Source organism: Arcticibacter svalbardensis MN12-7, from assembly GCF_000403135.1.
GTDB lineage: Bacteria > Bacteroidota > Bacteroidia > Sphingobacteriales > Sphingobacteriaceae > Arcticibacter > Arcticibacter svalbardensis.
This window is the reverse complement of sequence record NZ_AQPN01000033.1, coordinates 23,538-37,121: the sequence shown is the minus strand read 5'-3', so window position 1 is coordinate 37,121 and position 13,584 is coordinate 23,538. Positions and strand designations below refer to the sequence as shown.

The 13,584-nt window shown below is 36.6% G+C and carries 7 protein-coding genes; 6 read left to right on the top strand and 1 reads right to left on the bottom strand.

The genetic code is table 11. The features are described from left to right. Positions 1-1,356, bottom strand: a 1,356-nt coding sequence (locus ADIARSV_RS22975; RefSeq protein ID WP_040299020.1) for a 7TM-DISM domain-containing protein, incomplete at its 3' end; no start/stop codon positions are given. 471 nt (positions 1,357-1,827) lie between these two features. Here ADIARSV_RS22975 and ADIARSV_RS04040 point away from each other — a divergent pair. The 6 genes from ADIARSV_RS04040 (at position 1,828) to ADIARSV_RS04015 (ending at position 13,578) form a co-directional block, all read left to right on the top strand. Then, positions 1,828-2,769 (top strand): glycosyltransferase, encoded by a 942-nt coding sequence (locus tag ADIARSV_RS04040; RefSeq protein ID WP_160166638.1) that lies wholly within the window; start codon positions 1,828-1,830, stop codon positions 2,767-2,769. A 503-nt stretch (positions 2,770-3,272) separates the two neighbouring features. After that, the gene (locus ADIARSV_RS04035) at positions 3,273-4,577 is read left to right on the top strand and encodes a glycosyl hydrolase family 28-related protein (protein ID WP_016194113.1); all 1,305 of its coding nucleotides are present in this window, start codon (positions 3,273-3,275) and stop codon (positions 4,575-4,577) included. A gap of 493 nt (positions 4,578-5,070) precedes the next feature. Continuing rightward, on the top strand, positions 5,071-6,690 hold the full coding sequence (locus tag ADIARSV_RS04030; protein ID WP_152439763.1) for a DUF6377 domain-containing protein: 1,620 nt from the start codon (positions 5,071-5,073) through the stop codon (positions 6,688-6,690). Between the two features lie 251 nt (positions 6,691-6,941). Continuing rightward, a complete protein-coding gene (locus tag ADIARSV_RS04025) occupies positions 6,942-10,058 on the top strand; it encodes a SusC/RagA family TonB-linked outer membrane protein (RefSeq protein ID WP_016194110.1) in 3,117 nt (1,038 codons plus the stop codon). Positions 10,059-10,079: 21 nt separating this feature from the next. Then, complete coding sequence (locus tag ADIARSV_RS04020; protein ID WP_016194109.1) at positions 10,080-11,900, top strand: RagB/SusD family nutrient uptake outer membrane protein; 1,821 nt, start codon at positions 10,080-10,082, stop codon at positions 11,898-11,900. A gap of 205 nt (positions 11,901-12,105) precedes the next feature. After that, complete coding sequence (locus tag ADIARSV_RS04015) at positions 12,106-13,578, top strand: hypothetical protein (RefSeq protein ID WP_016194108.1); 1,473 nt, start codon at positions 12,106-12,108, stop codon at positions 13,576-13,578. Positions 13,579-13,584: the final 6 nt, after the last annotated feature.

Below are 13,584 nucleotides of genomic sequence, written 5' to 3'. Positions count from 1 at the left end.
TTTTCTTGGATTATTTTTCAGCAAAAGGTGGCTCATGCCAATCACAGAGTTTAGTGGTGTCCTTATTTCATGACTCATATTGCTTAAGAAGTCACTTTTAGCTACTAACCCTTGTTCTGCTTCCGCTTTAGCTTTTTTCAATTTAAACGATACCCGATGAGATAAAACCATGGATTGCATAAAGAAAAAAGCTAAGTATAAAATAAAATTAGTAAACGGTAGCAATGGAATAAATCCCCAAAAATGCAACAAAGAAATTTGAAAAGCTGGAAATAGCGCAAACATGCTTAACAGGGAATATAAAGAGCCTGGTCTTTTATTCTTGTATGCCTTTGTAAGCACAAAGGGGAAATAGAGTAAGTAAAGCGCTACAAAAATTAAAAAAGGGCTTAATAAGCTACTGAAGTACACTGGTTTTGTGAAAATAATTATAATAGTGTAGATCAGACAAACTACACTCAATATATTCACAGCTCGTTTGTTTACATCTTTAGGGTATAGGTTTTTAATATAGCTGCTAAAAAGGCCTATACTTAGCAATAAGCCAATAAACTCTAAGCGTAGAAAGAAAGCCCAACTGAGACCTGGCATAAGCGAATAGACAATACTGTTGTCCATACCGATCATTCGGTAACTGTATGTGAAGCAATATAGCGAAAACATCAAGATTGCTTTTTCTCTGTTTTCATTTATATATAAGCTTAAGAAGAAAAGGCCACCCATTATAATGCATCCTGTTAATAACAGGCTCATCGTTACATCACGATTTCTATTCAATTCAACAATACTCTTTTTGCCAATCATTATAGACTTACTGATGCCTCCTTTGCTATGTGTGAAATTTGCAATTTGCAATACCAAGTTTAATGTATCATTAGTCTCCGTTATATCTACCGGTTTGTATTCCCAAAATGGTATAGTATTCTTTTCGGAAGTTCCTACTTTTCCTGTTTCGGCAACTTGTTTTCCATTTATAAATAGCCGATAAGAGGAATATAAAGTAGGTGCCACAATTTGGTAAGGTTCCGCTGATTTAGGTAATAGCACAGTTGCTTTATAAGTAGCATAACCGAAAGATGGTAGTACTTTTCCATTTAATGTATAACCATCCCACCTAAAAGGGAAATGGATCATGTCTGCTTTACTAAACACAGCGTCCTGTGGACTCAATAATTGATGCCAGTAAAAAGCCCATTCTCCATCAAGAGCAATTTCCTTAGTAAATGATTGCCCGCGTAAATCAATGACGCCATTTGTAGCGGTTGGTACATCTTTATGATGCGGAGTGCATCCTAAATTAAAACAACAACAATAAAGTAGTAATAAAATTATAAAAGCAGGTTTTTTAACCTTCATTAGAAAAAAAATAGTAAGCTTTAAAATTATGAATCGATGAGAGCGATTAATAATTTTTGTGTGTAAATATGTTCGGTTGAAGTTATAAAAAAATATGTACCATTCATAGATAAAAATTATGTGTACTTCATTATAAAATTGTGAGAATTATTACTCGTTTTCTACCATATTAATACACAAAGCCAATACAGATGAAACTTTTATAAAAAACCGTAGCAAAAATCGTATTATTTTTAAATCGAACAAATAATATAGTGGTTTAGAGACTAATCAGAAGTATGAAAAAAAGGTGCTATGTATTTATCCATTGTGCGGATTATGGGGTGTGTGTAAGTTATTGGTATAATTTGATTGAAGAATCATAACTGATATTGGATGAAGATTATGACAATCACCTCCAGATTTTTACCAGGTAATCTAATGGAGTATTGTATCGATAAAGAGATAAAAACAATTATTTTAAATCGTGATATGAATTCTATAGAACCCAAGTGGGTCTTGGTTTATCGGCTGATCACGGATTCTATTGAAAGTTTAAGCCATTTAAAAGAATTAAGAAGTGCTGATACTATTATTAGTGTTTCTTATATTACAGTTCCTTTGCTTTTTTTCAGAAAGTTAGGTTTGTTAAAAAAACAGATTTCATTTATATGGGAAGGTTTTTTTTTGCATAACCAGAAGTTTTTCTCTCTATTCAAAAAACTATTCAGGCATCTTTTCAGGCAGAACGATGCCCTTCTTGTTTATTCGCAGTTTGAAAGAGATCTTTATTCTCAATCTTTCAATATAAACATTTCTAATATTCATTACATTCCGTTGGTTTTTGAACCTAAACCACAAGAAATACTTTTTAATCAGTATACAAAAAAGGCGGATTGGGACAAGATTCCAGATGAGTTTTACTTTTCAGGCGGATATAGTCATCGGGATTATGCCACACTCATTGAAGTTTTCAGAACTATAGATGCCACATTGGTCATCTGTTACTCCGGAATGAATACTGAGATACAGTCTATAGACATCCCTGCAAACGTAATTCTATTGCACGATGTGTCGAGAGAGGATTTTGCAGAACTGGTTAGAAGGTCAAAAGCATGTTTATTGCTAATTAAAAGTAATTCCGGTGCAGCTGGTCAGTTGTTTGTGATTGAAGTGATGTACAACAATAAAATTATTATAGCTTCGTCAACCGATATCTTGAAAGAAATGATCACACATAGGGAAAATGGATTTATTGTAAACGATCCTATTTTGGAAATTCCATTAATCATTAAGGATATTGAAGAGGGCGTGGCAGATGTTTATACAATGAAAAGGAAAGCCAAAGAAACAATTTTATCAGTTAACTGCAAGAGAAATTATAATCATCATTTAAACCAGGCATTTCGTACCGTAACCAAGTATCATAATTAATTAAAGCCAAATATTAATTTAAATCAAAATATTTAATTAGTCAAAAACCTTACTATTTCATACGAACATTATCATAATGATTAGCGGAAAAAAAATCTTGTCAAAAAATCAAAACCTTTTTAAAAATAATTATAGTAATTATTGTTCGGCGTTTTCGCAAATATTATGCCAGTAGTTTTAAAATAATTACTGGCTTTTTTGCTGCTTATTTACAACCTGTCACTCTCAAATTTACGGGTCTTAAATTATTATTAGTCACGCATTAACGTCTCTTAATTGATGAATTTGTTTAATTAGTTAGGGGATGATATTGCTCGCTTTGAGGAAATATATTCACTGACCTAAAATAAGAGCACTTTCTTGTTTTTAGGTCAAATGGAAAATTTATATGCCGTGCCAAAAAAACTAAAAATAAAAAATATTCGTAACCCATTGATCCTCTTTTAAGTAGAAGGATACAATTTAAAAGTTTAAAAGAATTTCATCCACAAAAATTACTTAAAATGAAAAGAATTATTCTTATAGTTTCAATTTTCGCTATAATTAGCAGTTGTAAACAAGACGCTGATCTTCAACCAGCAACAACCAGTCCAATATCTGCAGAAACGGTTTCTGCCACCTCGAATGTAAAAGGTTTAGGCATCACTAATGATGGAAAAAGCGATCAACAATCTAAAATTCAGGCTCTTATTGGTAGTAATAAAACGTTGTTCTTCCCTAAAGGAACTTATTTGATTAGTAAGTCCCTTGACATCAAAAACATTACAAATCTTAAAATTTACGGTGAAGCAGGAACTATATTTGTTTCCCCCACCAATAAAATAATTACACTCTTAGGAAATGCTTACAATATTGAAATTTCCTCTATTACATTTAAATCTACCCGCGTAAGCACTGTAAATGATGCTGAAGGATTAATCTTTATCGCTGCTTTTGGAGCAAATGATTTAATGGATGGTATAAACATCAATAAATGTACATTCACTAACCCTGAATCACAGGGAAACGGTATTAAACTAGTGAGTGAGGGTACTAACTCCATGGTAAAATATATATCCGTTGCTAATAACCGCTTTGAAAGTATCGGACGTATGGCTATCGAATTTCAAAATCATGCTAACCAGAATGTAGCCCGATTTAAAGATTTCTATATCCATGATAATTACTTCTTTGATATAGGAACCATACAATCAGGTCCTGCACCATCATGTGTATCTGTAAGTGGATATTCAACAAACGGACAAATTAATAACAATGAATTCTATAACATGAGGATGAAAAGTTCCCCTTTTATATATTATGGAATTGAAAACGCAGGTACAATAGGATTGGAAACCAATAATAATTACTTTCACTCTGATAATTATGGCTTCACCGGAATATTAGGTTCAGCAGGAACAAAATCGAATTGGACCATTAGTAATAACGTTTTTGAACTAACCGGATCTACTTCTGACAAAAACAAAATCAGAGGTATAGAAATCAATGACGCAATCAATTTTACCATTACCAACAATAAAATTACCACTGATGGAATGGCTATGATGCTTGTAAATTGCAGATCAGGAAAGATTTCAGGTAATACAGGTAAAGTAAAAGTCGGAAATGCATTCTATGCAAGAGCTGGAAGTATCAAGAACACGATCACTAAAAATACTTTTAATACCAGCTTAGGACCTGACAATGGGGTAGTACTTTTTGATGGTTCAGCAACCAATGGTAACAGTGCTTCTGCTAATACATTGATTGGAACAGGTAATAAAGTAGGTAAGTATGTCAATGTGAACGGAGCTTACAATAACTACTAACAAGTTCTCCTTCTTAGTAAAAAATTAACAAAACCAAGCTGGCTATTATAGAGCCAGCTTGGTTTTGTTGTATAATCTAAATTCTTGATTACCGAACCTGCTGTTCCTTGGATCATTGCTTTCTGACCTATAGTTGCCCTACTTTTATGGTTTTCGGAAAAGTAGATCTGCCAGAAGACGGTATGAAATTACTACAAAGAGTAAATAACATAGGTAAGACATTATTATTTATAGCAAATTTATACTAGTATGTTTCCGACAAAAGTCCGACTTAAAGACCCTACAGTTGGACTTATACTGGATTCTTACTGCTGTCTTATTGGAATCTTTAATGCCGAGATTACATTCTATACGCAATTCCTTGCCTTGCTCAGTTCATTTTGTTATGAAACAAAGAATCTGAAAAATTTGAATATTATAATATAGATTTGGTAGTTGGTATGTATTCAATAATACCAACAGTCCTTGCCTTTTGTGAAACCAGATTAACCTAATGATGAAACTTCTATTCTGTTTAAGATCAACTAAAGAGATCCTTATATTAATTTTGTTATTTCTTTCCAATTACGCCTGGGCACAATCAAATTTTGAGCAGTCGTTATCCCGGCTTAATCAAAACATCGCAATAAAGGATCACTATGATAATCAAAAGTTAGCCCGTATCAATAGCCTGGAGAAATCCTTGAAGAGTAAGTCAAATCGAAATCTGGTTAGCACCTATGTTATATATTCAAGGCTTTATGATGAGTATAAATCTTTCAATTATGATAAAGCATTTTTTTATGCGCACAAGATGCAGGAGTCTGGACAAAAGCTAAAGGATCCAGTTAAAATGGCCACTGGGAAGATAAAATTAGGTTTTGTGCTACTTTCTGCAGGGATGTTTAAAGAAACCTTTGATTCATTGAATACAATTCAGGTGAACATATTGCCGGATAGCACTAAAAAGGATTTTTATTATTTAAATGCGCATGCATATTATGATTTAGCAGATTTTGATAAGGACAAATTTTATACCCCTTTATATAATAAAAGGGCGGACAAGTTTATTGATTCAGCACTGGCTTTGTCAGATCCTGAATCTTACGAGTATCAGTATAACAATGGACTGAAGTTAATAAAAAGTGGTAAAAATGATCTAGGTGCTGTTTATCTTAAAAAGTTAATAGATCACTATCCGCTGAATGATCATCAGATTGCGGTCACTTACTCTACGCTGAGTGATATTTACATACGGAAAAATAATCCTGATAAGGCAATAGACCTATTGCTTCAGGCTGCAGAGGCCGACATCAGTGCTTCTACGAAAGAAGCTGCTGCAATGCTTAACCTGGCGATGCTCCTGTACCAAAAAGGAGATATCAAAAATGCCTATGCTTTTATTAACCAAGCCATGAATGATGCCACTTATTATGGCTCAAGACATAGAAAAGTTCAGGTAAGTAATGCCTTAATGTTGATTGCAGGTGGTAAAGTAAACTCGGTAGAGCAAGAAAGTAGAAATCTAATCATTTTTGTAGTGCTGCTAACTCTACTTGTCGTTGTGGTTGTACTTTTTGTAATCATCATTTCAAGACAATTGGGAAGATTAAAAAAAGCAGACAAAATTATTCTGGAAACAAATAGGTCTCTGGAAGATACGATACATCAGCTCAACGAAGCAGAAAAGATTAAAGAGCAGTACATTGGCTACTTTTTTAACCTGATTTCGGAATACATTACCAAACTGGATAGATTCAAGAAGTCTGTGAGCAATAAACTCATCACTAAAAAGTTTGATGACATTCAAAAGCTCGTTAGTAACATAAACCTGAAAGATGAAAGAGATGAACTCTTTTTAAATTTCGATAAAGCCTTCTTAACTCTATTCCCGAATTTCGTAGAAACATACAATTCCTTTTTTGAGCCTGAGCATCAGGTAAAGCTCAGACCTGGTCAGCTGATGAATACCGACATGCGGATCTTTGCTTTAATCAGGCTTGGAATTACTGAAAATGAGAAGATTTCTTCCATTTTGGAGTACTCCATGAACACCATCTATAATTATAAAGCCCGAATTAAAAATAAATCCATGATAGCTAACGAGGAATTTGAAAAAGCCATCCTTTCATAAAGGCTGTATAAGGTTATTTTACTTTTGGGGTTTATATTTTACTTATCTCTTAGGTTTGTAAGTGATTGTTATTCAAATTATTAATAATAATAATTCTAAATTCCATCTATATTCTCATTAAGGGGTATTGCGAAGTTATCATTTAAGTTATTCCTTTGGTTTGCATTTGTGATTTAATCGAATGTAGATCCAACTACCCAATTATAAACTAAGAGAATAACCATTATGACTAAAAAATCAGTAGATAGAGCATGGCTCTGTTGTTTTTTCTTTTGTTTTCTTATGTAGCTCAAGCACAGGAAACAAGAATTAGAGGGAAAGTAACAGATTCCCAAAACCAACCGCTTCCAGGTGTAAATATCCAGCTGAAAGGTACTTCAACAGGTCAATCTTCCGATAATAACGGGAATTACACGATTCAGGTAAATAAAGTAAATGATGTATTAATATTTTCCATGATTGGATTTACAACCAGGGAAGTTAGTGCTTCGCAAGGTCCGGTAATCAATGTTCGCTTGCAGGAAGACACGAAGCAGTTGGATGAAGTGGTTGTCGTAGGATACGGTACGCAAAGAAGAAAAGATCTTACAGGCTCGGTTGCTTCGGTAAAAGGAAATGTGTTTAGCAGTCAGCCAATAACGAATGCGGTTGAAGCTTTACAAGGTCGTGTGGCTGGGATCAATGTCGTAAAGAGTTCCGGGGCTCCTGATGCCTCTCCTTCCATAGTGATCAGAGGTTTGTCATCCTTGAATCAACCGAATCCATTGTATATTGTAGATGGAATCCGAATGGGTGATATTTCTAACTTAAACGTTCAGGATATTGAGTCGATAGATGTGTTAAAGGATGCAGCGGCAGCATCTATTTATGGTGCAGCTGCTGCAGGAGGGGTTGTTTTGGTTACCACGAAAAAAGGAACAACAACTATTCCTCAGTTTAATTATAACTATCGTTATGGCAAAACTACCGCAAAAGTGGGAAGCCTGCTTGGTAAGGACGATTACATTCGTTTACAGAATATCATTAATCCAACCAGGTTTGCCAATGCTGACCGATTGGATACACTTGCTAATACAGACTGGATAGATGAGATTTTTAATGACGCCTCAGAACAGAATCATAACTTATCTTTCAGTGGTTCTGCACCAATTGTCAATTACCTGATTTCCGGTTTTTATAACAAACAGGAGGGAGTTGCCCGTCATAATTTCTCTAATATTGGTGGCGCTCGAATCAATACTAATTTTAAAATAGGCGACTGGCTTAAATTCGGAGAACAAGTATCGGTTTCCAGAAGAAGTACCTCTAATCCGCAAAACGTTGGTGTGGAAGCGCAGTTGCATAATGCTCCTTTCCGGACGCTTCCAATTATTCCATTGTTCAATTCGAATGGAACTTATGGTACTTTGCCCACTGGGTATCCTGGTCTTGCTTTTTCAGGAACGCATCCTGTTGGGGCAATCGATAATGCACATGTAGAAGATTTTAGGAATAATTTCCAGTCAAATTTATATGCGGAGATAAAACTTCCTTTGAATTTGTCTTTTAGAAGCAATTTAGGTTATTCGTTTTACAACCAGAAACAGAATTATTTTCAAAATGCCTTTTCAATTGGAGGAGTAGGGATAGGGAAAAACTCATTGAATAAGCTTTCGGTGGAGAGTCAGTCTTTGTTGACAAACTATATCCTAACCTACAACCAGTCGTTCAATAACCATAATTTGAATTTGGTAGGTGGATATGAACAGATTACCAGTAAGTTTAATAACATCAACGTAACAGCAAGCGATGTTTCTACCGATGCTGCTGAACAGTATTCTTTTATTCCGACTGCAAACACTACCTATTTTTATACAGGGCAGAAAGATGATAATGGCTTGGTTAAATCGCTTTTTGCTCGTTTGAATTATAACTATAACAGCAGGTATTACCTGTCTGGTTCTATCCGGCAGGATGCCAACTTCACCGTTTTTGGTCCCAACAAACAAAGGGGTGTATTTCCTGCAGTATCGGCCGCCTGGAATATTTCTGAGGAACCTTTTTTGAAGTCTTTGATTCCTGCAGTAAATACGCTGAAGATCAGAGCAAGTTACGGTGAATTGGGAAATAGCAATATTGCTGCCTATTCGTTCCTTTCTGTCTACCAGCCATTTGCAAGTTTCGGAAATGGAAGTGCTGGAGGTGCAAACTTTTCACCTAACGGAACTATCATCCCTGGAACCACATACAGTGCTATCCCTAATCCGGATCTGCACTGGGAAACTGTTAAAGAAACCAACCTGGGTTTAGATGGTGAACTCTTTAGTAGTAAACTTTACTTTTCTGCGGATTACTATAACAAAGTGACAGATGATATGCTCTATGCTTTACCTATGGCACCTAGTGCAGGAATATCCGGAGCTTATTTAACCAACATCGGTTCTGTAAGTAATAAGGGAGTAGAGTTGATGGTTGGTTACCGGTCAAAAGTAAGTAAGCTCGGTTTTGATATTAACTTCACGGGCGCCCTGAATAAGAATGAAGTAACCAAACTGACTACTCAAACTACTTCAGAGCTGACTGACGGATACAACTATTATAATAATGGGGATGTGGCCTTTCAGATTATGCCTAACCAAACTATCACGGTTACCAGAAAAGGATTGCCTTTTGGTTCATTTTATGGATACAAATCTTTAGGGATCTTTCAAACAGATGCTGAAGCATCCAGTCAGTTGGTAGGAGGCATTGCGGCACATGCGGGAGATCTTCATTTTGAAGATTTAAATAATGATGGAACTATCAATGACCTCGATCGGCAGGTTATCGGAAATCCAAATCCTAAATTAGTATATGGCGCGAATATCCGTTTGAACTTTAAAGGTTTTGATGCCGCACTTTTATTTAGCGGAGTAGCGGGAGTAGATCTTTTCAATGGGGTGAAAGCGTATGAAATGCGTCCATTTTCTGATGGTAATACCTCTCCTAAAGTGTGGGGTGCTTCTTTCTTAAGTGGAAATGAACTGACCAGTCAGCCTAGATTAGGGGTAGTGAACGCGGATGGTTCATTTCAGTTAGATCCCAATGGGAATTACGGTACAGTGAACAGTTACTTTGTTGAAAAGGGCGATTACCTGAAACTTAAAAATCTGCAAATTGGCTACACCTTTTCCAGCGCACTGCTTACTAAAGTGAAAATGCGAAGTGCACGGATATTTGTAATGGGCAATAACTTATTCACCATCACGAAATACAGCGGTTTGGATCCTGAACTGGGAGCATCCTTTTCACCATCAGGCTATTCGGGTGTAACTTCCAGAGGCATAGATGTAGTGAGTCAATATCCTCAAACGCGGATCTACTCTGTTGGTGTAGATGTGAATTTTTAACAAAACCTAAAAATAAATAAGATGTATAAAAAGATATATATAATACTCCTGGTGCTGGTTTGTATAGGAGGATGTAAAAATGATCCGGATTTAGTAGTTCCTACAGACAAACTGTCAACTTCATCTTTTCCTACCACACTTGCTGATTTGAATGCGATATTAAACCCTGCCTATGGTAATTTAAAAAGTGTGGGTTTATATGGTTTTAACCTCATGCCTAAAGCGTTGGAAGATGCGGTACATGCGGGTGATGCAAACTATAATGGTGATCAGGCATGGAATGAAATGACTGCAAATAACTTGAGTGTTACAAATAGCAGGTCGCAAGATGCCTGGACTGCATTGTATGCCGGCGTGACTACCTGCAACGTAACGCTTGAAGCGGCAGATTTCTTTGAAGCAAATTCTGCTACAGCGTCGCAGAAAGCGGATATAGATGCTGTACGTGGACAGGCTAAATTTATGCGTGCTTTCTATTATTTTCAATTGGAAACCCTGTTCGGTGAAGCCTATTTGAAGGCTGGAGGGGCAAATGATGCTAAAATGGGAGTTCCTTTGTATAAAGAGGTGCCTAAGAATTTAGAAGCTACCCAACAGGGTCGCGCATCTGCACGTGATGTTTGGAATTTCATTATCACTGATCTGCAAGAATCGACTGTCTTACTTGAAAATACAGTTTGGCCTGCAACAGAGGTTGGAAGAGTGACTAAGTGGTCTGCTAAAGCGCTGCTGGGAAAAGCTTATGTGTTTACGGAGGATTGGGCCAATGCAAAAACAACTTTATTGGATGTCATCAATAACAGTGGCAAAACCTTAATGCCTTTTGCAAAATACAAAGATGCTTTTAATGGAAATACGGCGAATGAATTTAATGAAGAGTCTTTGTTTGAGTTGAATGTGGATGCCAATAATAACGGTAATTATGGTCCCTGGGGAGGTAATCCGAATGCGTCTACTTTGAATGGTGTGATCTGGTCACCTTATATATTGAGTGAAACTGGTACTGAGACAGGTTCCAGAGCATTAGGTTATGGCGGTAATCTGGGTGTTCATGATAAGAATATAACTCGTTTTGGATACCCATTGGGGTATTATACGCTTGTTGCTAATCCGGCATACAACAGTCAGTTGCCGGCAAGTCCGGATAATCCGGCGCGAATTATGGATCCTGCTTACCGGGCACAAGCAGTAGCGGTACGGACAAATAAAACTGCCGATCCTCGCCTATATGTTAATCTCGTACAACCTTGGATTGATGTGCTGAATATTGATTGGAATGGAGGGCCAAGGAAGGATGTTCCTGTATCCAAACCTGATTATTTAGCAGGCGAACCGAATACGTATGGTTGGGGATTCAGAAAATATGCTGCTATTGATTACCACATCAATAACGTGAACTATGATAAATGGAACTGGTACTTCCTGCGGATGGCTGATGTGTATCTTTTGTATGCTGAAGCTAATATTGGCGCAGGTGATGCTGCAACCGGTTTGGAATACATCAATAAGGTGAGGCGCAGAGCGTACGACTTGCCAATCAATACCGCATCGGCAAGGGACTATACTTCTCTTACAGCTGTTACTCCGGCTATTAATGATCCTGTGCTTGGAAGAAATCCCTTGCGCTATGAACGTTGGGCTGAATTTTTTCACGAAGGTTTATGGTGGTTTGATATTTGTCGCTGGCACTTAGGTCCTCAGGAAGCAGCCTTTTTCGGAAAAGCAAGAAATCTGTCTACTCCTTTAACTTTTAATGAGTCTAAAAGTTACTCCTGGCCAATTCCTTTAACAGAGTTTAATGCTAATGAAAAGATTGCAGGTCAGCAAAATCCAGGATACTAAACAATAAGAAAGAGTAGGGAGATCTGAATGCTCCCTGCTCTTGTTTAACACTAACAGACAGTATGTAATGATGAGTTTAAGCTTGCGATTTTTTTATGTTTTGTGTTTGTTGTATAGCAATTGCTTATTTGGCCAAGACTCTTTAAAAAACTTACCGGAATTAAGTTTGCCAATAAGCTCGGAAAAACTGGTTATTGCACATTGTATGACTAATATAATCCGCTATAAAGGGCATCCTTTAGAAGATAGTGGCAATCCAAAGTATTATACGGCAGAAGGGAATAGTTCGGCACCTTTAGGGGGACTGACACAAGTTAAAGTCATGGTAGATAGCTTAATGGCCAATGCGTCCCTTGAGGAATCAGTGGAGTTTGAGATGCGTGCTGCTTTGCGTTCGGGTATTGATGGCTTCCAGTTCTATTATACTTTAGGCAGTACTACGGACGATGAAATCATCCTGGCTTATTTTAGGGTAGCTGAAAAAAAGAACATGAAGTTCAAGTTTACATTTTGTATATCACATCCTAATGGCAAAACAGAGGCACTAAAAATTGAGGAGTTTGCATCAAGAATGAATCATATTCTGGATGTAGCAGGAAGAGATAATCCAAATTGGCTTCGTACACCTGACGGCAGGTTAATCGTCTACCTTTGGGATGGTGAGCCGCTGGCAGATATCCCCTCAGGGGAAAAGCGTTTACCTGATCAATTTTATATGGCCAGAGCTTATAAGCGTCTTGCTGATGCTGTACATGAGCATTTTGCCTGCGTATTTACGATCAACAAACAAATAAGTAAAACGGAGTTGAATGATTTTATGGATTATTTTCCAGCTACATGGATCTGGACGTTACCTTATTCTGGTGAGAATTATATTGGCTTTATGGTTGCTGCAGAATGCAAACGGAGACAACGGAGTTTTACCGCTTCTGTGTTTAATGATTTTTACACGTCAAAGCTACTTAAAAAAGGGACATGGGATATGTATCACCATGTTGAAGATGCAGTGCAGGCAGGTATTACGCATGTAGAAAGGAAATATATTACAACGGGACTGTCTTATAACTTTAGAAAGTTAATAGAATTTGGGATTGATCAGGATGTGTCTCTATTTAATGTAATTACCTGGAACGATTACCCAGAAGGGCATCATCTTGCGCCTGAAGTGAATCATAATGAAGGTTTTTCTATTTTGTTGAATTACTATAAAAGCGTCTGGGAGCGATTAGATTCACCTTACAAGAATAAAGATGTGGCTATTGTGTTTTTTAAAAAATACAAGCATTCGATACAACCAAAGCCTTTCAATATTCCAGTGGTGGCTTTCCAGGAAGAGGTTATACCAGCGGAATGGGAAGACTCTATTGAAGTCGTAACCTTGCTTAAAGCGCCTGCTTTTATTAGCCTGAACGGTAACCTAAAAAAGGGTACGAGTGGGTTATCTGTTTTAAAATTTCCCATGGAAAATGGCAACATAAAGGTAGCAGTATTAAGAGATCAGCATCAGGTTCTTGGTTTTTTAACGCCTGAAGGGATCACAAATAAACCTTATCGCTCCGACCGCATAACGTATACCTATAGCAGTGAATTCAAGGCTTTTTACAAGGATCTTTATAAAGGCTTTAAGCCTCTATATTCCTCCGAATATAATCTTGATTTCCATGAGAATAACAAATGAAATTAA